The 24,782-nt window shown below is 72.1% G+C and carries 19 protein-coding genes and 2 pseudogenes; 7 read left to right on the top strand and 14 right to left on the bottom strand.

Annotated elements, in window-relative coordinates:
- Positions 1-79 precede the first annotated feature (79 nt).
- Positions 80-670 carry a DUF6542 domain-containing protein gene (locus tag AB0F04_RS12135; protein WP_362040408.1) on the bottom strand — a complete coding sequence of 197 codons (591 nt, stop codon included), beginning with the start codon at positions 668-670 and terminating at the stop codon, positions 80-82.
- A gap of 196 nt (positions 671-866) precedes the next feature.
- Here AB0F04_RS12135 and ychF point away from each other — a divergent pair, with 196 nt between their 5' ends.
- Together ychF and AB0F04_RS12125 are read left to right on the top strand one after the other, a co-directional pair.
- The gene (gene ychF, locus AB0F04_RS12130) at positions 867-1,955 is read left to right on the top strand and encodes a redox-regulated ATPase YchF (protein WP_030842729.1); all 1,089 of its coding nucleotides are present in this window, start codon (positions 867-869) and stop codon (positions 1,953-1,955) included.
- 261 nt (positions 1,956-2,216) lie between these two features.
- Complete coding sequence (locus AB0F04_RS12125) at positions 2,217-2,465, top strand: hypothetical protein (protein WP_362040407.1); 249 nt, start codon at positions 2,217-2,219, stop codon at positions 2,463-2,465.
- Between the two features lie 33 nt (positions 2,466-2,498).
- On the opposite strand, the gene AB0F04_RS12120 is transcribed toward AB0F04_RS12125, so the two are convergent.
- The 5 genes and pseudogenes from AB0F04_RS12120 to AB0F04_RS12100 all read right to left on the bottom strand — a co-directional run.
- Positions 2,499-4,757, bottom strand: a complete 2,259-nt coding sequence (locus tag AB0F04_RS12120) for a pentapeptide repeat-containing protein (protein WP_362040814.1) — start codon at positions 4,755-4,757, stop codon at positions 2,499-2,501.
- Positions 4,758-4,779: 22 nt separating this feature from the next.
- On the bottom strand, positions 4,780-5,070 hold the full coding sequence (locus tag AB0F04_RS12115) for an ABC transporter permease subunit (protein WP_362040404.1): 291 nt from the start codon (positions 5,068-5,070) through the stop codon (positions 4,780-4,782).
- A gap of 257 nt (positions 5,071-5,327) precedes the next feature.
- A complete protein-coding gene (locus AB0F04_RS12110; protein ID WP_362040402.1) occupies positions 5,328-9,944 on the bottom strand; it encodes a caspase family protein in 4,617 nt (1,538 codons plus the stop codon).
- Positions 9,941-10,816, bottom strand: coding sequence for a hypothetical protein (locus tag AB0F04_RS12105; RefSeq protein ID WP_362040399.1), 876 nt, complete (start codon positions 10,814-10,816; stop codon positions 9,941-9,943). The genes AB0F04_RS12110 and AB0F04_RS12105 overlap by 4 nt, the downstream gene beginning before the upstream one ends.
- A gap of 564 nt (positions 10,817-11,380) precedes the next feature.
- A pseudogene (locus tag AB0F04_RS12100) lies at positions 11,381-11,658 on the bottom strand (nuclear transport factor 2 family protein); the annotation flags it as partial.
- 83 nt (positions 11,659-11,741) lie between these two features.
- Here AB0F04_RS12100 and AB0F04_RS12095 point away from each other — a divergent pair.
- Positions 11,742-11,891, top strand: a pseudogene (locus tag AB0F04_RS12095) (site-specific integrase); the annotation flags it as partial.
- A 163-nt stretch (positions 11,892-12,054) separates the two neighbouring features.
- Here AB0F04_RS12095 and AB0F04_RS12090 read toward each other — a convergent pair.
- The 4 genes from AB0F04_RS12090 to AB0F04_RS12075 all read right to left on the bottom strand — a co-directional run bounded on the left by AB0F04_RS12090 (position 12,055) and on the right by AB0F04_RS12075 (position 14,596).
- Positions 12,055-12,438, bottom strand: a complete 384-nt coding sequence (locus AB0F04_RS12090) for a hypothetical protein (RefSeq protein WP_362040397.1) — start codon at positions 12,436-12,438, stop codon at positions 12,055-12,057.
- Positions 12,426-13,040, bottom strand: coding sequence for a class F sortase (locus tag AB0F04_RS12085; RefSeq protein ID WP_362040395.1), 615 nt, complete (start codon positions 13,038-13,040; stop codon positions 12,426-12,428). Before AB0F04_RS12085 ends, AB0F04_RS12090 begins: the two co-directional genes overlap by 13 nt.
- A gap of 25 nt (positions 13,041-13,065) precedes the next feature.
- Positions 13,066-13,893 carry a DUF4397 domain-containing protein gene (locus AB0F04_RS12080; protein WP_362040392.1) on the bottom strand — a complete coding sequence of 276 codons (828 nt, stop codon included), beginning with the start codon at positions 13,891-13,893 and terminating at the stop codon, positions 13,066-13,068.
- Positions 13,894-13,990: 97 nt separating this feature from the next.
- Positions 13,991-14,596 carry a sigma-70 family RNA polymerase sigma factor gene (locus tag AB0F04_RS12075; protein ID WP_053675282.1) on the bottom strand — a complete coding sequence of 202 codons (606 nt, stop codon included), beginning with the start codon at positions 14,594-14,596 and terminating at the stop codon, positions 13,991-13,993.
- A 162-nt stretch (positions 14,597-14,758) separates the two neighbouring features.
- On the opposite strand from AB0F04_RS12075, the gene AB0F04_RS12070 reads away from it, so the two are divergent.
- The 4 genes from AB0F04_RS12070 to AB0F04_RS12055 all read left to right on the top strand — a co-directional run bounded on the left by AB0F04_RS12070 (position 14,759) and on the right by AB0F04_RS12055 (position 20,015).
- Positions 14,759-16,039 (top strand): MerR family transcriptional regulator, encoded by a 1,281-nt coding sequence (locus tag AB0F04_RS12070; protein ID WP_362040389.1) that lies wholly within the window; start codon positions 14,759-14,761, stop codon positions 16,037-16,039.
- A 324-nt stretch (positions 16,040-16,363) separates the two neighbouring features.
- Positions 16,364-17,596 (top strand): lycopene cyclase family protein, encoded by a 1,233-nt coding sequence (locus AB0F04_RS12065; RefSeq protein ID WP_362040386.1) that lies wholly within the window; start codon positions 16,364-16,366, stop codon positions 17,594-17,596.
- Positions 17,593-18,321, top strand: a complete 729-nt coding sequence (locus tag AB0F04_RS12060) for a class I SAM-dependent methyltransferase (protein WP_362040384.1) — start codon at positions 17,593-17,595, stop codon at positions 18,319-18,321. Before AB0F04_RS12065 ends, AB0F04_RS12060 begins: the two co-directional genes overlap by 4 nt.
- Before the next feature lie 185 nt (positions 18,322-18,506).
- On the top strand, positions 18,507-20,015 hold the full coding sequence (locus AB0F04_RS12055; protein ID WP_362040382.1) for an FAD-dependent oxidoreductase: 1,509 nt from the start codon (positions 18,507-18,509) through the stop codon (positions 20,013-20,015).
- A gap of 61 nt (positions 20,016-20,076) precedes the next feature.
- Here the strand turns inward: AB0F04_RS12055 and AB0F04_RS12050 are convergent, their stop codons facing one another.
- The 4 genes from AB0F04_RS12050 to AB0F04_RS12035 are packed head-to-tail and all read right to left on the bottom strand — an operon-like array spanning position 20,077 to position 24,754.
- The gene (locus AB0F04_RS12050) at positions 20,077-21,093 is read right to left on the bottom strand and encodes a DUF5914 domain-containing protein (protein ID WP_362040379.1); all 1,017 of its coding nucleotides are present in this window, start codon (positions 21,091-21,093) and stop codon (positions 20,077-20,079) included.
- The gene (locus tag AB0F04_RS12045) at positions 21,086-22,066 is read right to left on the bottom strand and encodes a phytoene/squalene synthase family protein (protein WP_362040376.1); all 981 of its coding nucleotides are present in this window, start codon (positions 22,064-22,066) and stop codon (positions 21,086-21,088) included. The genes AB0F04_RS12050 and AB0F04_RS12045 overlap by 8 nt, the downstream gene beginning before the upstream one ends.
- Entirely contained in the window at positions 22,053-23,615 is a 1,563-nt protein-coding gene (gene crtI / locus AB0F04_RS12040) for a phytoene desaturase family protein (RefSeq protein ID WP_362040374.1), read from the bottom strand. Before crtI ends, AB0F04_RS12045 begins: the two co-directional genes overlap by 14 nt.
- Positions 23,612-24,754 carry a polyprenyl synthetase family protein gene (locus AB0F04_RS12035; RefSeq protein WP_362040371.1) on the bottom strand — a complete coding sequence of 381 codons (1,143 nt, stop codon included), beginning with the start codon at positions 24,752-24,754 and terminating at the stop codon, positions 23,612-23,614. The genes crtI and AB0F04_RS12035 overlap by 4 nt, the downstream gene beginning before the upstream one ends.
- Positions 24,755-24,782 lie beyond the last annotated feature (28 nt).

Raw genomic sequence — 24,782 nt, 5'->3', positions numbered from 1 at the left:
GGCCGGACACAAGGGCTGTTCCGGGCCGGGCGGTGTGAGACCGGTGGCCGGCGCGGCCTGTCGTTCAGGCCGAAGGACGTCAGACCGGTGGCCGGACTCCCGCCGTCCGCCGTCGGTGCTGCAGCCGGATCCGCCGGACGATCACGATCAGGCCGGCGATCAGCGTCCCTCCGTACAGCCAGCCGGCCTGTGTGGCGAGCGCGGTCACCAGGCTCATCAGCGTGCCGCCGGTCCCTCCCTCGGCGTCGGCCACCGGCAGCAGTCCCACGGCGAACGCGATCGGCACCACGACGGGCGCGGTCATCAGGTCCCCCGGGCGCACCCAGAGGGCGGTCAGCGCGCACACCGGCAGGAACAGCACGCCGTACGCCGTCAGGGACGCCGCGAACAGCGTCGCGCAGAGCAGACCGAGCAGGAACATCACCACCGCGCAGAACAGCCCGCTGCCCCGCCCGGTCAGCCGGGGCTTGGGCAGTCCTCCCGCGGTGGGCGCCGGTGCGGGCGCGGGCCCTCGGGCCGGCGCCGGACGGCGCTGTCCGGAAGGCCGTGCCGCACGCACGGGCTCGGCCCGCGCCCCCCGTCCCGACTGCGACGGCACGGGGTGCCGGGGCCGCCCGGGCCGGTCCTGTCGCGGTCCGTACCGGGGAGATCGCGTCCTGTATCGCTCCACGGAACCAACTTAGGTCGTTCAATATGCCGAATGGCCCCTCAGACACACCGTCGACCGGGCTTGGCCAAGCGTTCGATACGTCGCCGGTACGGTTCCGGACACGCCGTAGACTGGTGGATCGGCCGGCCCTCTGGCCCGCAGGCCCTGCACGCACGGGACCCGGCCCCCTGGCCCTCCACTCACGGGAAGTCGCAACGTGTCGCTCACGATCGGAATCGTCGGTCTGCCGAATGTCGGCAAGTCGACCCTGTTCAACGCCCTGACCAAGAACGACGTGCTGGCGGCCAACTACCCGTTCGCCACCATCGAGCCGAACGTCGGCGTGGTCGGCGTCCCCGACCCGCGCCTCACCAAGCTGGCCGAGATCTTCTCCTCGCAGCGGGTGCTTCCGGCCACGGTCGACTTCGTCGACATCGCCGGCATCGTGCGCGGCGCGTCCGAGGGCGAGGGCCTCGGCAACAAGTTCCTCGCGAACATCCGCGAGTCCGATGCGATCTGCCAGGTCATCCGTGCCTTCAAGGACGAGAACGTCGTGCACGTGGACGGCAAGGTCTCGCCCAAGGACGACATCGAGACGATCAACACCGAGCTGATCCTCGCGGACCTGCAGACCATCGAGAAGGTCCTGCCGCGCCTCCAGAAGGAGTCGCGCATCAAGAAGGACATCGCGCCGAAGGTCAAGGCCGTCGAAGAGGCGAAGGAGATCCTGGAGAAGGGCGACACGCTGTTCTCCGCGGGCATCGTCCAGGGCTCCGGCAACGAAGAACTCCTGCACGACCTGCACCTGCTCACCACCAAGCCGTTCCTCTACGTCTTCAACGTCGACGAGGACGAGCTGACCGACGAGGACTTCAAGAACGAGCAGCGTGCGCTGGTCGCCCCGGCCGAGGCGATCTTCCTCAACGCCAAGCTGGAGGCGGACCTCGCCGAGCTCGACGAGGACGAGGCGCTGGAGCTCCTCCAGTCCGTCGGCCAGGAGGAGCCGGGCCTGGCGACCCTCGCCCACGTCGGCTTCCGCACCCTGGGACTCCAGACGTACCTGACCGCCGGCCCCAAGGAATCCCGGGCCTGGACGATCAAGAAGGGCGCCACGGCCCCCGAGGCCGCCGGCGTCATCCACACCGACTTCCAGAAGGGCTTCATCAAGGCGGAGGTCATCTCCTTCGACGACCTGGTGGAGACGGGGTCGGTGGCGGAGGCCCGCGCGAAGGGGAAGGCGCGGATGGAGGGCAAGGAGTATGTGATGCAGGACGGGGATGTGGTGGAGTTCCGGTTCAACGTCTAGCGGGTGACTTAGCACCACTTCCTGATCTAGCAAACAGGCAGGTCAAAAGGGGTCTGACTCTTCGGGGTCAGGCCCCTAGCGTTTTTAACGGTGTTGGACAGGTGCTGGATGCCTGTGCAGCGCTGGGTACGCAGGGGCGTGTGTGCGTGCGCTTGACGGCCGTTGCGGAAACCAATCTCGCCCCGACGGACTTTGTCGATCTTCATTGCGATAGCGGGGGGCGGCGTGAAGTTGTTTCGTACGGGCGCAATGAAAAGAGGCGTGACTGAGGTCACGCCGCATCTTGCTGAGGTGGCGGCAGCGGTGCAGGAGCACCGCGTCGCCGGCATGTGGATTCCCGACGCCTCGGGCGGCAGCCGCTGGGTGGATGAAGAGATGCCCTACGGCGAGCACCTCGCCGTTCTCCACCTTCAGCCCGCTGGCGATCATCCACTACAGCGGGCAGGCCCGCTCCCGAAGCTGTGGCGTAATGACAACGGGCCTTCTGTAATCGCCCTTGCTCTGCGGTGACGGGGTCGACTGCGCGGGAGATGACCGCTGAGGTCAGCGTTTGACGCGGTTGCGGATGGCGAGCACGGCGAGGCCCAGGAGGACGGGTTCGGTCAGGCGTGAGGTCATCTCGATGTAGGTGCCGGTGGTGGTCAGGTCTTGGCCGGAGGAGCGGAACACCACCGAGTTCAGTGTGATGTTCAGGGCCTTCTCGAAGCGCTCGCCGGTGAATCGGTCGCCGGTGGGGTTCTGCGGGTCGTCCTTGTCGATCTCGAAGATGACGGTGCCTCCGTCGGCCGGGACGGTGCCGGTCGCGGTCTGTTTCGGGGTGTCCTTCGCGAGGCCGACGGCCATGAGCAGCACGACAGTGAGGCATATGGCGGCGCTGAGCCAGGCCACCGCGCGGGAGGCGCGCAGGCCGTAGCCGGACAATGCCCAGTACGCGGTCAGCAGGCTTCGTTCGCTGCGGGGGATGTCGTCGGCGTGGCGACGCATCTCCATCTCCCCGTAGTAGAAGTCCGCAGCCCCCGGCTCATGTTTGCCGTCCTCCAGAGTTTTGCGCAGCGCCCGGTACACGGGTGCCAGCTGCAATGGCCCCGCGCGCCCGGCGCCCAGCACCGCGACATTCCAGCCCCGGACCGCTCCGGGCTGGCCGGCGCGCCAGTGGTGTTCCTCGGCGAGGGTACGGCGCTGGGTGAACCGTAGGGGCGGCCAGCGCCGCCAGTGCACGGCGCGTGGGGCCGTGTCAAAGGTACAGGCACCCTCCAGCCTCAGTTGGTCCAGATGCACCGTGCCGGCGAACAGACATTCCGACAGGTCGACATCGGAAAGGACCAGATGAGCCGCGTCCACTCCGCGCAACGACGACAGCCGCACACCGGGGCCAGGCGCACTCGCACAAAGATCCTCGGCCACCTGGCGGCCGTCGGCGAGCACGAATGGATCCGGCTCCGCGGCGATCGTGAGGGGGTACTCGAACACCGCATGCGCGAAATCCACGGTGGCGTACCGCAGACGTACCTCAGCCGTCGACGACCAGCGGGTCCGTCGGCACTCCAGACGGCGCGCGGCAAACGAGACAGTTACCGGGCCACCGAACACCACACCTGACACTACGACGCGCCCAGCACATACCGACGGTCCTACGCTGACGGCTCTCTCGAAGGTCGCTGACTCGAACCAGGCGTCGCCCTTGAAGGTCGTTGACTCGAACCTAGCGTCGCCCTTGAAGGTTGCTGACTCGAACCTAGCGTCGCCCTCGAAAGTCGCCAACCCGAACCCGGCGTCGCCCTCGATGGTCGCTGACACGAACCAGGCGTCGCCCTTGAAGGTCGCTGTTCTGAACCAGGCGTCGCCCTCGAAGGTCGCCATCCAGAACCAGGCGTCGCCCTCGAAGGTCACCAACCCGAACCAGGCGCCGTCCTCGAAGGTCGCCAACTTGAACCCGGCGCCGTCCTTGAAGGTGGCCGAGTCGAACCCGGCGACGCCCTTAAAGGTCGCCGACTCGAACGCGGCGTCGTCCTTGAAGGTTGCCGAGTCGAACCCGGCGTCGCCCTCGATGGTCGCTGACACGAACCAGGCGTCGCCCTGGAAGGTCGCTGTTCTGAACCCAGCGTCGCCCTTGAAGGTCGCCGACCCGAACCTGGCGCTTCCCTCGAAGGTCGCTGACCCGAACGCAGCGCTCCTCTTGAAGGTCGCCGAGTCGAACCAGGCGCTGTCCTTGAAGGTTGCCGACTCGAACGCGGCGGCGCCCTCGAAGCTTGCAGAGTCGAACCCGGCGCGGTCCTCGAAGGCTGCCGACTCGAACCAGGCGTCGCCCTTGAAGGTCGCCGACTCGAACGCGGCGCTCCCCTTGAAGGTCGCCGACGTGAACCAGGCGCCGTTCTCGAAGGTTGCCGACTCGAACCTCGCGTCGTCCTCGAAGGTCGCCGAGTCGAACCCGGCGACGCCTTCGAAGGTCGCCGACCCGAACCGGGCGATGCCCAGGTGAGGGTGGCCGGTTTCGGAGTCGCGGAGAGGGGCGAGCAAGGCGTCGAGGAGTGGTTCGGTGAATGGGGTACCGCGGTGGTCGAAGTCGGCGCCGGGCGTCAGGCCCGCAAGGTAGGCATCGCGTTCGGGGCCGCCGAGATGGGCGAGACATGCGGTGTGGCCGGAAACGTGGATGCCGGGGCAGCCGATGGGGTCTTCCGCGCTGGCGTCCTCGCCGCAGTGCGGCCAGCTAGGCGGGACCGCTGATGGGCTGGGGCTGGGCTGAGACATACCCGGGAGACGATCGAGCGCGGACAATCGGTTGCCGATCTCACCGATGAGCATCGACACCGCAGGACAAGGGTGATCACAGAGTGCTATTTGGCACCTCACCGCAGCGTCGGGTGTGCAGGGTCGGGTAGACCATCACGAGCCCGAAGGCGATCAGCACGAGGTGCTTGAGGAGCCCGCCTACGCGGGCCGCGCGCCTGTGGTGGTGCGCGGCAAGACAAGGAGAACGGGGTTGAAGAAGATGATCGGGGTGGAGCAGCGGCAGGGTGACGTGCCGGAACTGGTGCCGGCGGCTTGCGCTGTCGAGGGCGGCGGCCTCGTAGTACTGCTCGGGGATCTGCCGCAGCCCAGCCAGGAAGATCACCATGGAGGACGACGAGGCTGAACAGCGCGGTGTCCGGGTTGGAGATGCAATTGGGGCCGTGGAGGCCGAACGGTCCGAGGAACTTGTTCACCAGGCCGTCGGTGCCGAAAACCTGTCGCCACAGGATGCCCACGGCGACCGAGGCGCCGAGGATAGCCCACACATTCGGGCTTCAGGCAGCGGCAACGTGTAAGGCGTTGGACGCTAAGCTCCGGCGCATCGTAATGACCGCCCAATCCCAGCCCGGGACGGCCGATCCTTCACTCGTGGGCGTCACCGGACGGCGGGGTCGGGTCCCGCGCAATGCCCCCCGGCCGCAGGGCTGTGCTTCCCGAAGCTGTCATGACTACGACGACCAGGCCCTCGCCGATCTCCAGTGAGAGGACCGGCTCACCGATCTGCACGGTGAAGGCGGTGCCCTGGGGACGAACGGCGATGTTGACGGTTCCGCCGTGGTCGGCCGCCGCCATGACACAGGCGCCATGCTCTTCCCGGATGGCGAGCGCATGGATGGTCGAGGGCCTCTTCAGCTGATCCTGGAGGGCCAGGGCCCGCTGGTCGGTGGTGGCGAGATAGACCCGGCCGCGCTCCGTCCCCAGCAGTACGGCGGGGGATCCATTGTGGGAGCCCACGGCGAGCGCCGTCGCACGCTTGCCTCGCAGTGAAAGGGACAGTACTGGGGACGCGGTGCGCGCCGTGTCCCAGAGCTGCAGCCGGCGGTTCGTGACAGTGGCCACCAAGTGTCGGCCCGCCGCCGTGGCCGGGCGCAGGTGGAGGACCGCCCTTCGGAGTCGTTGGGCCAGGAAGGCCGGATATGCTTCCGCATCCGGCCCGGCTGGTTCGTATCCGGTCGGTGCGAGATGCCAGACGTTCCCACTCTGCCCCACCCTGCGCGAGGCCCAGGTGAGAACACGGTCGGCACCGGATGGACCGATGACGGCGAGGCCCTCGGGGTTCTGATGGCCCAGGGTCTCCGGCGCCGGTTCCAGCGGCGGGCGACCCGGAGTCCGGCCCGGCCGCTTACCGCCAAGGGGGGCCAGGGCGGCCACCCCCCGGGCGGAATCCATCAGGGCGACCGTCTCACCGGTGGTCAGCCGGACGGAGGTCACTCGACCGCTGGAGTCCGCGATGTGCGCCAGTGGAGCCTCCCCGGGAGCCGAGCCAGTCACCGCGAGCGCCGTGAGGGAAGACATGTGCGGCGAAGTGGACGGCTGTACCTCGCACACCAGGACGTCGCCTCCGGCACGTGCGATCGCCACACGGTCGCCGGGCAGGATCGCCAGGCTCTGCACGCGGGCGCGGCCACCGACGAAGAACGAGGACCCGATCGGCCTGCCGCCGTCGAGGGGTTCGACATCGACGAATCCGTCATCGCGCCCGGCGATTACGACTGGTCGCCCCAGCAGGACGCCTACCCCGAGCGCCGTCACGCTCCTGACGTGGGTCTCCGGATCCGCACGGTGAAGGACGGGCGCCTTGGTGTCCAAAGCCATGGTGTCGCCGGCCAAATGCCACGCCATGACCAGATCCTGCTGTGTCCCTACCGCCACGACGGCGCCACCCTGCACGCAGCCGGTGCCCAGGGCGCTGATCCGTGTTTCGTGACCAAGCTTGTAGTAGCGGCGGCTGCCCGCGTCGTTGGTCGCGGGATCGGGGACGAGGGTACGCAGCCGGTTCGTGACGGGGTTCCAGATCTGTGTCCGCAACAAGGGCGCACGGATACGTCCGCCGGTCTGCACCCCGTCGGCGATCACCACGACGACCAGGCCAGGGCTCTCCTCCACCAGATCCACGCCGTGGAAGGACCTGGCGCGCCACCGGTGTGTCCGGGACCAGCCCGTCGCTCCATCGTGGGGCTCGAAGGCGACCTGGACGGCGTGTTCCCAGAACGGGAACGGCTCGGCCAGCAAGAGCGCGCCCCAGCCCGGCGCTTTCGAGTGGACCCAGGCCACGTAACGGCCGTCAGCGGTCTCCAGCGCCGCCACCGGGCCCGGCGCCCACCGCGACCCCTTGGGCGGTGGGGCGTTCCAGGAGTGCCTTCCCTCGACCGGGCTGCCGGTGGCGGTGTCGCGGAGCACGATGATGCCGTCCTCCCGGGCCGCGACACACACACTTTCGTTCTGCAGTATGGCCAGCGAGCAGTGTCCGGCTTCGACAGTGCAGGTGCTCTGTGCGGTCTCCGCTGTGGTGTCCCACACCCTGACTCGTCCGGTGTCGTCGACGGTGACGACACCGCCGTCGCCGGTCGCGGCCATGGCAAGTGCGGTGGGCTGCGGCAGCACGTGCCGGATCTTCCACCAGCTGACGGTGGTCGCCCACAGCGCATGCCAGGGCAAGCGAACACCCGTCGAGGTCTCGAAGCGCTCGACCGCCGTCGCCAGGGCATGCGCGCCGTTCCGGCGTGCCGCCAGTTGAAGGTAGGACAGGAGTTCCCCCCGTGGTCCTTCCTGCCGCCGTACCGAGTAGGCATGGAACGCGGAGGCGGCCGGTGCGTGCACCGAGGACGGGGCGAGAGCGCCCAGGGTGCGGCGGAGTTGTGCCGGCGCTGCCGCGAGCAGAAAGTACGGATCGGTCACCAGTGGTCCAAGCCGGTTGGCCTCGGCGGCGTGTGCGGCGAGGTGCCGCCGGGTATAGGGGTGGGCCCGGAACCAGTCCCGGCTCACCGGCGGGTCACCGTGGGAACCTTCGCTCGTCGCCCCGTTCGTCCCGTCCGCGGGGTCGGGGCGGTCGCCGCGCTCGCCCCAGTGGAGCGGGGCGACCGCGGCGGTGAGCACCTCGGTGAACGCCGCGTGTACTTCAGGGGCATCCCGCAGGCCGCGGACGTACTCCGTGAGGGCCTGGTGGAAGAGGCGGTACACCGACCGTCCTTCAACGGCGTATTCGAGGATGTAGGAACCAGCGCGTTCACGCATCCGGACGATGTCGTCGTCGGTGTAGGGCCGGCCAGAGATATGGGAGGCCAGGGGCGCCCAGACGTTCTCCCACGGCAGGCCCTGGCCTTCGGCGTAGGCCAGCGGCAGCAGCAGGTCACGAGCGCTGTCCACATCAGGGCCGAACCGCTGCTCCATGTCGCGGCGCATGGCGTCACCGGGCACCTTGGGCAGGCCGGCCCGCCAGGCGTCGTCCTGCGGGTCGGGCAGGTGGGGCGCGCGCACCAGTGTGGTGGTGATGATCCGGGCGACGAGGAACGAGTGCCCGGCGGCGTCGGCGACTGCATCGGCAACACCGGAAACGATCTGGGGCGGAGCCGCCGAGAAGGGTGAGCCGGGAGGCGCCGCTCGCAGTCCCTGGACGACATGGGCGTGGACGGCGGCGGGGTCGGAGTAGGCGGCGTCCAGGTCAATGACACGCGCGCCGCCCGAGACGCTTGGGGGGTCGGCCTCCATGGTCGTGCGGTGGGTCAGCAGGGGCAGCAGGAAGGGTCGGGCGCCGATCACCAGCCGTAGCCCGGTGTCGTGCCCCCGCGCGATCAGCGGGCGCAGCAGAGAGTTCACCAGGTCGACGGGGTCGGAAGCCTCGTCCACGGCGTCCACGATGACCGTGGTGGGCTCGGAACGGTGGTGTAGATGCTCGATGAGGGCGCCGGTGCTGCGTGCGTCCGTTCCCACCGCGGCGGCGATCCCGGCGCGTACATCGGCCTCGGTCGCGCCTCGGGCGTAGATGGCGGCGGTGACCGAGCCCGGAGGCGGGACGGCCGTTTCCGGCAAGTCGAGGGCCTTCAACGGGACAGCGGCGTTCCATTGTCGGTGAGTCAGGGCGGCGACCAGCCCCAGCAACGCGGACTTGCCCGAGCCGGGCGCTCCCGTCACCACCAGTGCTGGTGAGCCCGTGTCGGCGGGTGACGCGTCGTCCCGCTCGGCGGGGGCCGGGGCGACGGAGCCCGGGCCGGCTACGGGGCCCGCCTGACGGGTCAGCCAGGACGTCAGCGCGCGCAGGGCCTCGCGCCGGCCCGTGAAGTGCCAGCCGGAGATGGCGTCTGCGGCGCCAGCGGGGTGGTAGGCGAAGGCCGCACGGGCTTTGGGGAGGAGTTCCTGTTGGAATTCCTCCTCGCGGAGAGCCCGTTGCTCCGTCCAGAGTTGGAGCATCGCGTCGATCCTGTCGCCCGTCCCCGAGCGGCGGGGGTTGGGCAGGAAGGCGGGCAACTGGCCGGTGAGCCGTACCGCGTCCAGCACCACCCGCTGGGTGCTGGTCTCCGGGTCCTGTCGGCCGTGCATGACGTCGACCACGGCCCCGAGGGGAAGATGGTCGGGCACCTTGCCCACAGTGGCCACACTGTGCACCGCCTCGGTGAACGCGTGGGTGAAAGCGCCAGGCGTCGCCAGTTGGTAGGGCTGTGTGGACGAGAGCACCACGAACCCGCGTTGCCGGTCGGCGTCCCCCCAAGAAGGATCGGTGGTCACGGCCCGCGCCGCGACCTGTGCGCCGCCGCTGCCGGAGTCGCAGGTGTCCAGCATCAGCAGGATGCGGCGCAACGGAGTTTCGTCGATCAGGACACGTGCGAGTTCCTCCGTGCGCAGCGCCGTGAACGCCAGGTCGGCCGGATCGGCATCACTCGTGAGCAGGAGGTGCTCGCCGGTGGCCTCCCGGACCTCACCGTGCCCGGCGAAGTAGACGACGACGTAATCACCGGGTGTGCGCTGCGGGCTGGTGCAGAACGCCCTCAGCTCGGTGAGCAGTTGGTCCTTCGTCGGATCGAGGCCGAGCACCGGGACATGCGTGTACCCGAAGTCGCCAGTGAACAGAGTGGTGATGCGCTCGACGTCGGTGGTCAGCTCAGGCCGGTCCCACCTCGGGGCCTTCGGGTAGCGGCAGACCGCGGACGTCAGCAGGAAACGTCGACTCTCGCCGTCCGGGCCGGCCTGACTCCGGTCGGTCAACCGATGTCCGCCAGTCCTGCGGTGACCGCTCTCCCGACCTCCGGGCTGGTGAGATATGGCCGGGCGTCGTGCGCGTGGGAGCCGTTGTGGACGAGGTGGCAGGCGACGCGGCGGCCGAACAGCGGCTGGAGGTCCTTCTCCAAGGCGACGATGTCTCCCCCGTCGGCCACGTTGGTCCAGGCGCGCACGGTGCCCGGCCAACGGCCGGTTCCCGGCCACGTGCCGTCGGCGAGGTCGGGCGGCGGGCGTAGCCGAGTGAACACCATGTCCCGTATACCCAGCGGGGAGCCCATAGTGACCAAGGTGGTGACGGGGCTGTCGCTACGGTGCCAGAGCCATTCATAGGCGGCGACCGAGCCGAGGGAGTGTCCTACGAGGACTCGGGTGTCGGGGCCGACCGCAGAGTCGATACGTTCCCAAACGCGTTCCCGGATACCCGCCTCCAGCAGGTAGCGGCGCACCTGCTTGAGATCGGCGATCATGGCGCGCAGCGCCACGTCGGCGAAGTAGGGCAGCCGGGAGAGCATGCGCAGGCCGGTCTGGACGAGGCCCGGCGTGCGCAGCAGGGTTCGGCTGTCCGGGCCGAGGACCGTGGAGTCGACGCGGGCCGCCTCGCGCCACCAGGCCAGCAGCAGTTCTTCTTCCAGGCCGTCCTCGACGTCTGCCGCCGTGTACCGCACGTCACCCACAGCGAGTGATCGGCCCGGGGGTCGAAACAGATCGCCGTAGAACGCCATCCCCACGTCTTCGCGCCGCAGATGCCCCCCGGCCAAGCGCACACCACCGACGAGGCACGGCGCCCAGTCATCCACCAGCACGGCGTCGGCCAGCACCTGCTGCCCGATGCCGTGTACCCCCACCACTGCCGCCATCGTGCCCCCCACCGTCCGTCACGCATACTATGCGCCGCCCGACATACTCCGACCGCTCAATACGGAAACAGCAACTGGGCTTACAGACAAGTGGGTGACGCGAGGGCGGTGCCGGTCACTGTCTCGCCGCGAGTGTGGACGCGAGCCTGCATGGTGCCTTCTAGGCCGGCCCTTTCGGTGTTCCGACACCTACAGCCCGCACCGCTCACGAGGAGGTGGCGCATATGTCCTCCGCACAGAGACCAGCACAGGGCTGGTGGCGTGCCGACTCGGCGCTGGTGCCGACAGGCATCGCCGCCCGCTCTATCGGCCCCGACGGCATCCGTGATACGAGCCGATGCAACAGTCCCCATACGTGACCGGGGAAGTACATGACAGGGGAAGACATTCTCCCGAAGGCCGACCAGCCATCTTCGGCGACACGGGCTTGGAACCCAAGGCCGTCTATGCCCACGTGGGACCGCCTCGAACAGGAGGTGGCCGGCGCCCCGTAGGCTCCTGACAGCTGGTGCAGCGCAGTCTCGAACTCGAAGCGGGCGCGCGGAAGGAGGTGGCGCAGCCGCGTCACTGCTCGGCAGCCTCCCGGGCGATCTGCTCGAACTGAGCGCCCATGGCCTCGGAGATTGCCTGGCGGCGGAGACCGGGCGCACCATCACCGTGAACTTGGCGATCTTCCCGTTGTCGTCGAAGTGCAGGAAGTCGCGTCCCTGGAGCTGCTTGCCGGCGATGGTGCCGGTGAAGACGAAGGCGTGATCGCGGCCGTCGGGGTTGGCGATGCCATGGATGTAGGTGAAGTCCCCGAAGTCCCGGGACACACCGCGCAGGATCGTCGCGGTGATCGACGGAAGAACTGAAGCGCAGGGGAATGTGTCAAAATGGGAGCCGATAAGGACCAGGGTGTCTGCATCGACCGAGCGCCGGAAAGATGAGTCTGCGGGTGTATGCAGATGACTGGCTGCAGCGCCGGAGTGTCGGTGAAGCGACGGCCTCGAATTACCAGGGCTTCCTCGAAAACCACTTTGTGCCGCACCTTGGGTCGAAGACGCTCGTCTCGATCAGAAAGCGAGATATCGAGCACTTCAAGGCAGCGATCCTCCAGGTCCTCGCGGAAAGTACCGTGCACGAGTGTGCCATGTGTACACAACTGCCCCGTGGTGGAGCGGGCCGTGGTTCCCGTAGGCCCCGCAGGTGTCGGCCGGGCGCTGCGGTGTCGCGTGGCCGGGCAGCTCCGTCCGGCCCTAAGGGGCGACCCCGCCCCTCACGACTCTCGAGCGCTCTCGCAGGCAGCGGAGGGCGACGGCTACCCCGAGGGCGGTGGCGAGGGCGAGCAGAGCGAGGAGGGCCCGCCTCCTGCGGTCCCGGATGCGCGGGGGTGGCCCGGGAGTGTTCGGTTCGGGGGAGAGGTCTCCGCTGATCCGCCGCCAGACGCGTTCCGGGGGTGCTGTCGGCAGGTCCACCAGTTGGGCGGTGCGGGCCGCGGTCACCAGGCGGGTCAGGACGCCGAGTTCGTCACGGCAGCGGGCGCACTCGTCGACGTGACGCAGGGCCTCGGTGTCGGCCTCGCTCGGGGTGGCGTTGCCCAGCGCCAGTTCCACCAGGTGCGCGGGCTCTACGTGGGCCACTGCGCCCTCCCGGACTTCACGGGCTCCGCCGTGACGACGAGGTTGGACAGGTAGCCGCCCCGCTCGGGGACGAACGGAGGCGCGCAGGTGATGAGGGTGAGGACGGGGGCGCCGGTGCGGCGGAACGCCGAGGGGGGCAGCTCGTCCTTGGGGACGGTGACGCGTGAGACGACGCGGTACCGTACCGGTTCCGCCCCGGTCCGCCGCACCTCCACGCGGTCTCCACGCCGTACGTCGTACAGCCCGGCGAATTCGCCGATGACCCCGGTGTCGCCGTCCACGTGTCCGACGAGCACCGCCGAACCCGAAGCGCTGCCCGGCGCCGGGCCGTAGCGGTACCAGCCGGCCATGGACGGCTCGTCGGGAACCTGCATCTCGCCCCGGTCCGTCACGCCCACGGGGGTGACCCGGGCATCGACGCCCGCGCGGGACAGCAGGACGCGGCGGGGCGGCGGGGCCGGTGCCGTGCTCGGTGGCGCCTTCGTCGCCGGGCCGGCCGCCCGTGCGGGGGGCGCGGCCGCGACGTCGGGGGGCGGCGCGGCCGGTTGCGACGGTCCGGCCGGGAGACCGAGGGCGGCTGCCAGGGCGGCAGCCGCCAGCATCGGTCCCCTCAGCCGGCGCGCACCGTCAGCCACGTCGGCGGACGGCCCGGCCGGCCACCAGCACGCCCGCCACCGCGACCGCTCCCGCCCCGGCGGCCCAGGCCGCGTCGAGGTCGGAGGAGTTCGGTGCGACGGCGGCACCGCTGCCGCCCGCGGGAACTCCGCGGGGCGACGACGCCATGCCGCTGAACGTCTGGGTCGCCAGGGCCAGGTTCTTGTCGTCGGCGCTGCCCCACGCGTAGACGACGTTGCTCGTGCCCTCGCCGAGCTTCAGGTCGGCCGGGCCGATGGCCACGGTGTCCGTGCCGGCCAGCACCACATCGGTGTTGACGGTGCCCGCGTCGACCTCGGCGGTGTCCTCCTTCGGGTTGGTCAGGTTGCTGAAGACGGGCTGTCCGCCGGCCCGGACGTCGACGGCCGGGGCCGCCGCGACATGGCGGACCGTCAGACGGGACTTGCCGGCGTCCACCTGGGAGACGTCGTTGGTGAAGGCCGTCAACTCCGGCTTGCCGTCGGCGGAGAGGTGGGCGGCGACCGTGGCGTTCGCGCCCTCGGGCACCTCGATCTTCTTCTCCAGGGCCGGAGTTCCGCTGGGATCCTTGCCTGCTTCGAAGATCTTGATGTCGTAAGTGCCGGCGTCCAGGGACGTGGGGTCCGTCACCGTGCCGGGCTTGAAGTCGCCGATCAGTTCGTCGCCGTTGGCGTACACGTCCACGGTCATACCGGGGATGCCGTGGAAGACGGACACCATGGCCTGCTCCTGCTGTTCTGCCAGGGCGGGAGCGGAAACGCCGAGGGCCAGGGCACAGGCTCCGGCCGAGGCGGCGATGGCGATGCGGGTGTGGGAGGTCATGGGAATCATCCCTTCGAACGGAGTCTCCGTACGGTGCGGAGTCTCGGTCCTGTTTTCGGGTGTGGGGGCCGCCGCGGATGCGTGTACGGCGGCACCGCTACAGATCCGCGTCGGCGGCCCGGTGCTGCTCGATCACCATGCGCAGCCGGTGCAGGCCGCGACGGGCGTGGCTCTTGACGGTCCCCAGCGGCATCCCGGTCCGCTCCGCGATCTGCGCCTGGGTCAGGTCCTCGTAGAAGGCCATGCACAGCACCTCCCGCTGGTGGCGCGGCAGCCGGGCCAGGGCGTCGACCAGCAGTACCCGGTCCAGGACGCGGTCCGGTGCCGCCTCGTCGGGGCCGGTGGTGTCCGCGTCGCGGCCGGCCGAGTCGATGAGCGTCAGCCGTCGCGTCCGGGCCGCCAGCGCGTCGACGATCTTGCGGCGCGTGATGCCGACCAGCCACGCGCCGAGCGGACCCCGTTCGGGGCGGAAGCCCGCCCGGCCGTGCCAGGCGCCGAGGAAGACCTGCTGGGTCACGTCCTCCGCCTCGTGGGTGTCGCCGAGCAGTCGGGTGGCCATGGTGTGGACGAGCGAGCCCCAGCGCCGGTAGATGGCGGCGAACGCCTCCTCGTCGGCGGCGACGAGGCCACGGGCCAGCTCTTCTTCGTACCGCGTTTCCTCCGTGGGTGCGGCGGGGGCGGTGAGTCGGGTGTTCGTGATCATGGCCTGGTTCCTCCTGCAGTGCGTCGTGCGGGGACGGAAGGCCGTCTGCCGAACCGCACCGGTCGCGCTGTGTGAGCCGCGCTCCGTGCGCTCCAGGCCAGTGTTCGGTGCACAAACGACGCGGCTCAACATGCGTCGTTTATGCGTCGTACAGTCGGAGGTATGGGTGCACACGAACGGGACAGCGAAGGCCGCGGACGCGCGGGCGGGCCGACCGGTGACGGGCCGATCGGTGACGGGCCCGTGGGCGGCGAGCCCATCGGTGGTGGACCGACCACCGGCGGTGGACTGACCACCGGCGAGGTGGCCAGGCGGCTGGGGGTGGCCCCCACCACGGTCCGCACGTGGGACCGCCGCTACGGCCTGGGACCCGACGCGCACACCGGTGGCCGGCACCGGCGGTGGACCCCGACGGACGTGGCCCGGCTGGAGCGGATGTGCGCACTGACCGCGACCGGGATACCCCCCGCCGAGGCGGCCCGCGCGGTCCTCGGCGAAACGACGCACGCATCGACTGCTCCCGCCGGTCGCGCCCGAGCGACGCAGGCGGAGGCCCTCGCCCACCCGGCCGCTCGAGCGGCGCAGCAAGCGGACTCGGCCGGGGTGGCTGCCCCGGTGCCCCCGGAGGCGATCCGGACCCCCGGCCTGCGCGACCCCGGGGCGTCACCGGAACCAGGGCTGACGGACCCGGGCCGGCCGGCCGCCGGCACAGCACCGCCACCGTCGGACCGCGCCCCCGCCCGCAGCCGCACGGGCGCCACCGCCCTCCCCAGCCGCAGCCGTGCGGGCAGCGGGCTGCGTCTCGGTGATGTGCGTCAGGAATGCAAGGGCATCGCCCGCGCCGCACTGCGCCTCGACGCCCCCGCTCTCGACGACCTGCTCCAGTCCGCGATCGCCGAGCACGGGCTGATCGCCGCCTGGACCGAGGTGATCATGCCGACCCTCCAGGCGGTCGGCCGCAAGTGGGAGAGCTCGGGTGAGAGGTACGTCGAGGTCGAGCACTTCCTGTCCTGGCACGTCTCCGGCGCACTGCGGCGCGGCGCCCCGCCCGCGGCCCCCGACCGCCCGGGCGCGACCGTCGTTCTCGCCTGTGTGCCGGGGGAGAACCACACGCTGCCCCTGGAGGTGCTGGCGGCCGCACTCGCCGAACGGGGTCTGCCGGTGCGGATGTTCGGCGGCGCCCTGCCCGTGGAGTCCCTCGTCACGGCCGTCCGCAGAACGGGGCCCGCGGCGGTGGGGCTGTGGGCGCAGTCCCGCACGACCGCCAGCCGGCCGCTGGCCCAGCACGTCGCCGCGATGGAGTGGGGGGTGCGCGGGGCCCGCCGCAAGCCGGTCGTCCTGACGATAGGACCCGGCTGGACCGGCCGGACCGTTGCCGGGCTGCCGCGTCCGACGGGGCTGGCCGAGGCCGTCGCCGTCTTGGAGTCGGTCGTGTCGCGGTGAGTTCCGGCTGACCGTATTCGTCTTGCGGTGGCTTGCGGCTGACCGTATTCGTCTTGCGGTGGCTTGCGGCCGACCGTACTCGTCTTGCGGTGGCTTGCGGCCGATCGCGTCCGTCTTGCGGTGGCTTCCGGCCGACCGTATCCGCCTCGCGGTGGCTTCCGGCCGATCGCGTCCGCCTCGCGGGTGCCTGCCGACCAGCTTCCGGCCGATCGCAGCCGACTGCATCCGCACACGGCCGACGGCCAGAAGCGGTGAACGGACAGAACACAGTCGGCACAGTGGCCAGGAGCGGGGTGCGGAGATGGGCGGTGTGCGGTGGGCCCGGTGAACCGGGGGCCCGTCGGCGCGCCGGACGTGGTGATCCTCGGGGGCGGTGCCGCGGGCCTCAGTCTCGCGTACCGGCTGCTCGACACCGCCGGCGCGACCGTGACCGTGGTGGAGCCGCCCGATGGTCCCGCGCGCCCGGCGGAGCGGACCTGGTGTTACTGGGACGAGGATGACGAGGACGGCGAGGGCGACGACGGTTTCGGCGAAGCGGTCGCCGCCAGCTGGCCCCTGCTGCGGGTGCACGCCCCCGACGGCAGCCCGCTCACGGTCGATCCGGCCCCCGCCCGCTACCGCATGGTGTCGTCCACGGCGTTCGAACGGCTGGTGCACGCCCGGCTGGCGCGGTCGTCCGGGGGAAGGCTGCTGCGCGCGACCGCCGACACGGTGCGCGACGTGCCCGGAGGCGCCGAGGTCCGCTGCACGGCACCCGGCGGCCGGACCCTGACCCTGCGCGCCGGGCTCGTGTTCGACTCGCGGCCCCTGCGTGCCCTGCCGCCGGCCCGGACGCAGTTGCTGCAGCACTTCCGCGGCTGGTTCGTGCGTACCCGCACCGACCGGTTCGATCCGGCGGTCGCCGACCTCATGGACTTCCGGGTGCCGCAGCCGCGGCACGGCCTCGCCTTCGGCTACGTCCTGCCGCTGGCCCCGGACCGGGCGCTCGTCGAGTACACCGAGTTCTCCCGGACCCCGCTGACGACGACGGCGTACGAGGCGGCGCTCGGTCACTACGCCCGTGAGGTGCTGTGCCTGGGCGAGTTCGCCGTGGAGAGCGCCGAGCAGGGCGTCATCCCCATGACCGACGCCCGCTTCCCCCGGCGGACCGGTACGGCCGTCTTCCGCATCGGGACGGCGGGCGGCGCCACCCGCCCCGCCACCGGTTACACCTTCGCGGCCGTACAGCGGCACAGCCGGGCCGTCGCCGCCGCACTGCGGGACGGCCGCGCCGTGGTGCCCGCGCCGCACGGGCGGCGGGCGCTCGCCATGGACGCGGTGCTGCTGCGGGCCCTGGACACCGGCCGGATCGACGGTCCCGCGTTCTTCACCGGCCTCTTCCGCCGGACCCCGGCCCATCGCCTGCTGCGCTTCCTCGACGGCGCCACCTCGCTCCGCGAGGAGTGGGGCATCGGACTGCGCACCCCGGTGGGCCCGATGCTGCGCACCGCGCTCGAGGTGCCCTTTCTGCCCCGCCGCACCCACCCCGCCCCAGGAACCGGAGAGAGCCCCCGATGACCCTGCTGCGCGACCGCGACCTGGCACGCGCCTTCGACCACGCGTCCCGCACCTACGACCGTCTCACCGGCCTCAACCCGGGCTACCGTGCCGACCTGCTGCGCTCGGCCCGCCGGCTGAGGCTCCCGGAGGACGGGGCCGGGCTGCACCTGCTCGACCTGGGCTGCGGCACCGGCGCCTCCACCCGGGCCCTGCTGCGGGCCGCACCCCGTGCGCGGATCACCGCGGTGGACGCCTCCGCCGGCATGCTGGGGCGGGCCCTGACCAAGCCCTGGCCCGGCACCGTGCGCTTCCTGCACCTGAGCGCCGAGGAGCTGGCGACGGCCGGCGAAGGGCCCTTCGACGCGGTCTTCGCCGCCTACCTGTTCCGCAACGTCTCCGATCCGGACGGCGTCCTCGGCACGGTGCGCGGACTGCTGCGGCCGGGCGGGAGGCTCGCCGTCCACGAGTACAGCCTCGGCGGCTCGCCCGCGCACCGGACGTTGTGGACGGCCGTGTGCCAAGGGGTGATCATCCCGGCGGGCACGCTCACCGGTGACCGGGCCCTGTACCGGCACCTGTTTCACAGCGTCCTCGACTTCGACACGGCTTCCGGCTTCACCGGGCGGCTGACCCGGGCCGGGTTCACGGGCGCGCGGGCCCTGCCCCTCGCGGGATGGCAGACCGGCGTCACGCACACGTTCGTCGCCCGCAACGGATCGGCCGCGGCCGGGGAGGCCACCTGATGAGTCTCCCGAGGAGCACACCGGACAGGACACCGGACAGCACACCGACGACCACACGGAAGGGCACACGGAAGAGCACTCCGAGAAGCACACCGAAGAGCACTCCGAGAAGCACACCCAAGAGCCGTCCCGCGAGCTCCCGCCCGGCCGCCCGCCGCGGCCGGGACCGCAAGGCCGAGATCCTGATGCCGGCGCCCGGCCGGGACCGGTTCGCGCCCGGGGACGCACCGTCCGTCGCCGTGGTGGGCGGCGGCATCGCGGGACTCGCCGCGGCCACCGGACTGGCCGAACGCGGCGCCCGGGTGACCCTCTACGAGCGCGAGGACTCCCTGGGCGGCCGGCTCGCCGGGTACCGCACCCGGCTGGCCGACGGCTCCGAGGTGACCATGAGCCGCGGCTTCCACGCCTTCTTCCGGCAGTACTACAACCTGCGCGGCCTGCTGCGGCGCATCGACCCCGCCCTCGCCCGGCTCACCCCGCTGCCCGACTACCCCCTGCGGCACAGCGGCGGACTGACCGACAGCTTCGCCCGCGTCCCGCGCACCCCGCCCCTGAGCGCCCTCGGCTTCGTCGCCCTCAGCCCCACTTTCGGCTGGCGCGACCTCACCGCCCTGGACGCCCGGGCGGCGCTGCCGCTGACGGACGTGCGTGTGCCCGACGTCTACACACGCTTCGACGATCTCAGCGCGACCGCCTTCCTCGAACGCGTCCGCTTCCCCGAGGCCGCGCACCATCTGGCCTTCGAGGTGTTCTCGCGCAGCTTCTTCGCCGACCCGCGCGAACTCTCCGCCGCCGAACTGATGCTGATGTTCCACATCTACTTCCTCGGCTCCTCGGAGGGGCTGCTCTTCGACGTGCCCGACGAGCCCTTCCCGCAGGCCCTGTGGGAGCCGCTCGGCGACTACCTCGGGCGGCTCGGCGCGACCGTGCGTACCGGCACCCCCGTGGACGGCGTCGACCCCGTCGGCACCGACGGAGCCGAGGTGCGCACCGGCACCGGCACCGAACGGCACGACGCGGTGGTGCTCGCGCTCGACACCGGGGGACTGCGCCGGGTCGTCGCCGCCTCGCCGGCCCTGGGCACCGCCCCCTGGCGCGACGGCATCGCCGCCCTGCGCACCGCCCCGCCGTTCCTCGTGTCGCGGCTCTGGCTCGACCGGCCGGTCCGGGCCGACCGCCCCGGCTTCCTCGGCACCAGCGGCTACCACGGCCTCGACAACATCAGCGTCCTGGAACGCTACGAGGGCGAGGCCGCCCGCTGGGCCGGGAAGCACGGCGGCTCCGTGGTGGAACTGCACGCCTACGCCGTCACTCCCGGTGCGGACCCCGGGGCCGTGCAGGGCGCGCTGCTCGGGCAGTTGCACCGGGTGTACCCGGAGACCGCCGCGGCGCGGATCGTCGACGCCCGGCACGAGTGGCGCTCGGACTGCCCGCTCTTCCCGGTCGGCACCCACCACCGGCGCCCCGCGGTGCGGACCCCCCACCCGTGGCTGACGCTGGCCGGCGACGGGCTCCGCTGCGACCTGCCCGTGGCCCTGATGGAACGCGCGGCCACCACGGGTTTCCTGGCGTCCAACGCTCTGCTCGCCGGGTGGGGCGTCCGCGGCCAGGCGCTGTGGACCGTGCCACGGGCGGGCCGCTCCCCGGTGCTGCGGGCCCTCGCCGCACTAGCGGGGCGTCCGGCACGCCGGTGACGCCGGTGACGTCAGGCCACTGGGCGGGGCAGCGCCCGGTGCTGTGCGGCGGGCGTCCACCTCACCCCGGGAACCGCCCGGCGCTGCGCAACTCCCAGCGCCTCTCGGCGTAGGTGAGGTCGTCGCGCCACAGGCGCCCCGCCGTCCGCCGCATCAGGGGACGCAGCACGGGTGCGGCGGCGCGGGCCAGTGCGAAACCGGGCCGGTCCGAAGCGGCGACGACCGCCTCGATCACGGCCGTCCGCGGCTGCTCGGCGTCCGCGGCGGTCAGCGGCGTGGCATGGGTCTCCACCACGGACGTGGCGCCCTCGCCGTCGGTGATGCGCATGACGACGGTGCGCGGTTCCGGCGCGGTGAACTCGGCCCGTACGGGCACCACCAGACGGCCCGCCACCCGGAAGGAGACATCGACCTCGAAGGCGTCGTCCTCGTCGCCCCCTTCGTCACCGTGAGGTTCCCGCACGACCGTCAGGTCGACGAACGAGTAGGGGTGGAACCAGGACCCGTGCCACGGGTCGAGCCGGTTGGCCACCACGTCCTGCGGTTCGCACCGTCCGGCCGCCGTGAACACGGCGTCCACCCCGCTGCCCGGCGCGGGCCGGGCCGGGACCACGGGCCGCTCCGAGGGCTCCTCGCCGCCCACCGCGTCCAGCCGGACCCACACCAGCACGCCGTCGTCGTGGACGGGGTACGGCTGCCAGCCGGCGAACGCGGAGCCCTCCAGGGCCAGTCCGTGCCAGTGGCACACCAGCGTGCCGCACATCACCCGGCTGTCCCGCAGCGGGGCACCGAGGTGCGGGCAGGCGCCGGGCCCGGCCCGGAGCTCACCCGCCGCGGAGCGCCACAGCACCACCTCCACGCCCCCGACGGTCCTGCCGTAGGGGCGGCCGGGGCGCACGTCCCGGGAGGCGCCCACCACGAACCAGTTGCCGGAGGGCCGGGCGGACGCCCGTTTGAGGGTGTCGGCGATCAGCGCCGGACGGGCCGCGCGCCAGGTCGGTCGCTGCTCCGCCCAGCCGGGGCCGCGGCGCCGCCGCAGCGGTGACGTCCAGCGTGTCCTGTCCGCTCGGTCAGGCACGACCCTGCTCCTTCCGTTCCGGTGCGGCCGGAGCCGCCGCGGGGGACGCCCACCGCGCACGGGCCACCTTGAGCACACCGGCCGCGGCGGTCGCCGCCCGCCGCCGGCGGGGCACCACGGCACGGCGGTGCAGCACGGTGTAGTCGTGCCGCGCGATCGCGTCGAGGATGCCGCCGTACAGCGTGAACGCGGTCCTGATGCAGGGGCGCACCCGCGGGTCGAGCATCGCGATGCCCGGTTCCGCCTCCCGGTACACGTCCCTGGTCAGGGCCTCGGCCGCGACCAGGGCGGCCCGGATGCGCGGGTCGCGGCGGCCGCTGCGCCGGCTCCACTCCAGCAGCGGCCGGTCCACGCCGTGGGCGGCCAGCAGGTCCGCCGGCAGGTAGACGCGGCCGCGGTCCAGGTCCTCGCCCACGTCCCGCAGGAAGTTGGTCAGCTGGAACGCCACCCCGAGGGCCGCGGCGTGCGGTGCCGCCTCCTCGCGCGGGACGACCGTGCCGAGCACGGGCAGCATCTGCAGGCCGATCACCGCGGCCGAACCGTGCATGTAGTCCCGCAGGTCGGCATAGGTGGGATAGTCCGTGACGGTCAGGTCGGCGCGCATCGAGGCCAGGAAGTCGGCGAACAGGTCCACCTCGATGCGGTAGCGCTCGGCGGTGTCGGCCACGGCCCGGACCACCGGTTCGTCCCCGCCGCCGGTGCGCAACGCGTGTCCGAGGTCCTCCTCCAGCCGCTTCAGCAGCAGGTCCCGCTCGTCGGGTGTCACGCGACGGTCCAGGTCGTCGACGATGTCGTCGGCCCAGCGGGCGAAGCCGTACAGCGCGTGCACGGCCGTACGGCGTTCCAGCGGCAGCAGGCGCGTGGCCAGGAAGTAGGTGCGCCCGTGGCGGGCGTTGAGCTGCCGGCACCGGCTGTAGGCGGCGCGCAGGCCGGGGTCGGTGATCCCGGCGGCGTCCAGTTCACGACGGGTCATGGGCACCTGCTCCGGTCGGGGTGGACGGGCGGCGGTACGAGGCCCGGCCGGCCCGGGGCACCCGCCCACCGCCCCCGGTGACGCGGGCGGCGGCGAGCTTCCCGCTGATGAGCACGGTCGGGACGCCGACACCGGGGGTCGTCCCGCAGCCGGCGAGCACCACGTTGTCCAGCCCGCGGACGAGGTTGCGCGGCCGGAAGGGCCCGGTCTGGGCGAAGGTGTGGGAGACCGAGAAGGGACTGCCCGCCGCATGGCCCTGCACCGTCCAGTCGAGCGGTGTCACCAGCAGCTCCTCCTCGATACCGGAGGCGAAACCGTCGAGGCCGCGGCGTTCCAGCTCGGCGACCAGGCTGTCGCGGTACCGCGGGCCGAGGTCGCGCCAGGCGGCGGCGGAGGGGCCGACGGCGGTGTTGGGGCAGGGGGCCAGGACGTAGTGGAGGTGGCGGCCCGGCGGCGCGAGCGAGGCGTCGTGCGTCGTCGGCCGGGTGATCAGCAGCGACGGGTCGCTCATCAGCGTCCCGGAGCGGGTCAGCTCGTCGAAGGTGCGCTCCCACGCGGCGCCGAAGGACAGCGTGTGGTGGGCCAGCTGGGGCCAGGTGCGGTCGGTCCCGGCGTGCAGGACCACCGCGGACGGCGAGTGCCTGAGCGGCACCGGACGCCGGGGTGCCCGGCCCAGGAGCCGGTGCGCGGCGGGCAGTTCGCAGGTCAGCACCACCGTGTCGCACGGGATGCGCTCACCCGAGGCGAGCCGGACCGCCCGCACCCGTCCGGCGGAGCGTTCCAGGACGCTCACCTCGGCCGACCAGCGCAGCTCGGCCCCGGCTGCGGCCGCCACGTCCGCCATCGCCCGGGGCAGCGCGTGCATGCCGCCCTTGGGGAACCAGACGCCGGCCACGGTGTCCATGTAGGCGATCACCGCGTAGGCCGCGAGCGCCCGGGCCGGTGCCACACCGGCGTACAGGGCCTGGAAGGAGAAGACCCGGCGCAGGCGGGCGTCGGACAGGAAGCGGCCGATCCGGCCGTCCAGGCGCCCGAAACCGCCGAGGGCCGCCAGCCGGGCCAGGTCCGGGTGCGCGAGCTGGAACGGCGAGTCGAAGTTCGTGTCGATGAAACGGCGCATCTGCGCCCGGTACAGCCGCTCCAGCCACTGGCGCAGCCTGCGGTAGCCCGCCGCCTCCGCCGGTCCGGCGAAGCGCCGCACCTCCGCCTCCATGGCGTCGCCGTCGGTGTGCACGTCGAGCGAGGAACCGTCCGCGAATCCGGCCCGGTAGGCGGGGTGCAGGGCCACCAGCTCGACGTGCCGGTCGAGGCGTTCGCCGACCGCCGCGAACGCCTCGTCGGCCAGATGCGGCATCGTCAGCACGGTGGGTCCGGTGTCCGCCAGGTAGTCGCCGAGCCGGACCCGCCCGGCCCGCCCGCCCGGCCCGGCGTCCCGTTCGACGAGCGTGACCCGTCGGCCGGCGCCCAGCAGGTGCAGGGCGCACGCCAGTCCGGACAGCCCGGCCCCCACCACGACGACATGGTCCGTCGGGCCCGTCACCGTCCTCATACGAGCTCCTGCGCGTGCCGCGGGGCGACGCCCGTGGCCCGCTCGACGAGGGCGGCGAACTCCCGCCGCACGGCGGGGGCCGCGCCGGTCTCCTCGAAGCGCCGCAGACCGGCGGCCGCCAGGTCCGCGATCCTCGACTCCACCTCGGCCCGGGCGCCCGTGCGTTCCAGTGCCGCCCGCATCCGCTCGACGCTGTGCCCCGGCAGGGCGTCCGCGTCCGGGGCGAGCACGGCGGCCGCGTCCCGGTCGCCGCCGGCCTCCGCGAGCCGGACGGCGACGGCGAGCAAAGGGGTCAGCTTGCGGGAGCGCAGGTCGTCGTCGGCCGGTTTGCCGGTGAGCGCCGGGTCCCCGAACGCACCGAGGAGATCGTCGCGCAGCTGGAAGGCCAGCCCCGCGCACCGGCCCGCGGCCCGCAGCGCGTCCAGGGTCGGCGCGTCGGCACCGGCCAGACAGGCACCGAGCGCCAGGGGCCGTGCGACCGTGTACCGGGCGCTCTTCAGGACGGCGATGGTCAGCGCCTCCTCGGCGCCGGACGAGCCGCTCTCCTGTGCGCGCAGGTCGCGGTACTGCCCGGCGACCATCTCGGTGCGCATGGCCCGCCACTCGTCGTTCAGCCGCGGGCCGTACGGTGAGGCGAGCGCCGTCTCGGTCAGCAGGTCGTCCGCCCACGCCAGCGCCAGATCGCCCGCGAGTACGGCCGCCGACCTCCCGAACGCCTCGGCGGACCCGTTCGTCCGGCCGGCCCGGTGCCCGTGGGCGAAGTCCACGTGCAGTGCGGGGCCGCCCCGGCGCAGCGGCGAGCCGTCCATCACGTCGTCGTGGACGAGGGCGCAGGCCTGCAGCAGTTCGAGGGCCGCGCCCGTGCGCAGGACGGCGTCCGCGTCACCGGAGCCGCCCGCGGCCCGCCAGCCGCACCACACGAACGCCGTCCGCAGCCGCTTGCCGCCGCGCCGGACGAACGCGGCGACGCGCTCGGCCATCTCCTGGGTGAACACCGCATCCGTGTCGCGGGCCTGCCGCAGCCGCGCCTCGAGCACCCGCTCGAGGACCGCCTCCATGGCACGCGTGGCCCCGGGAGCCGTGAGCGGGGCGTCGTCCGTCTCCGCCGGTCCGGCCACCGTCGGCCGCGGTCCAAGCATGCGCCACCCCTTCTCGCTTCCGGTCATC

It is taken from the genome of Streptomyces sp. NPDC029041, from assembly GCF_040637515.1.
GTDB lineage: Bacteria > Actinomycetota > Actinomycetes > Streptomycetales > Streptomycetaceae > Streptomyces.
The sequence above is the reverse complement of the archived record's forward strand: the minus strand, read 5'-3'. Positions and strand labels throughout refer to the sequence as shown.

Bases quoted from the DNA above. Each gene is read 5' to 3' on its own strand.
- AB0F04_RS12120 (WP_362040814.1), bottom strand. From the start codon at position 4,757: ATGCTCATCGGTGAGATCGGCAACCGATTGTCCGCGCTCGATCGTCTC.
- AB0F04_RS12115 (WP_362040404.1), bottom strand. From the start codon at position 5,070: ATGGTGATCTTCCTGGCTGGGCTGCGGCAGATCCCCGAGCAGTACTAC.
- AB0F04_RS12105 (WP_362040399.1), bottom strand. From the start codon at position 10,816: ATGGCGGCAGTGGTGGGGGTACACGGCATCGGGCAGCAGGTGCTGGCC.
- AB0F04_RS12085 (WP_362040395.1), bottom strand. From the start codon at position 13,040: ATGCTGGCGGCTGCCGCCCTGGCAGCCGCCCTCGGTCTCCCGGCCGGA.
- AB0F04_RS12080 (WP_362040392.1), bottom strand. From the start codon at position 13,893: ATGACCTCCCACACCCGCATCGCCATCGCCGCCTCGGCCGGAGCCTGT.
- AB0F04_RS12075 (WP_053675282.1), bottom strand. From the start codon at position 14,596: ATGATCACGAACACCCGACTCACCGCCCCCGCCGCACCCACGGAGGAA.
- AB0F04_RS12070 (WP_362040389.1), top strand. From the start codon at position 14,759: ATGGGTGCACACGAACGGGACAGCGAAGGCCGCGGACGCGCGGGCGGG.
- AB0F04_RS12060 (WP_362040384.1), top strand. From the start codon at position 17,593: ATGACCCTGCTGCGCGACCGCGACCTGGCACGCGCCTTCGACCACGCG.
- AB0F04_RS12055 (WP_362040382.1), top strand. From the start codon at position 18,507: ATGCCGGCGCCCGGCCGGGACCGGTTCGCGCCCGGGGACGCACCGTCC.
- AB0F04_RS12045 (WP_362040376.1), bottom strand. From the start codon at position 22,066: ATGACCCGTCGTGAACTGGACGCCGCCGGGATCACCGACCCCGGCCTG.
- crtI (WP_362040374.1), bottom strand. From the start codon at position 23,615: ATGAGGACGGTGACGGGCCCGACGGACCATGTCGTCGTGGTGGGGGCC.
- AB0F04_RS12035 (WP_362040371.1), bottom strand. From the start codon at position 24,754: ATGCTTGGACCGCGGCCGACGGTGGCCGGACCGGCGGAGACGGACGAC.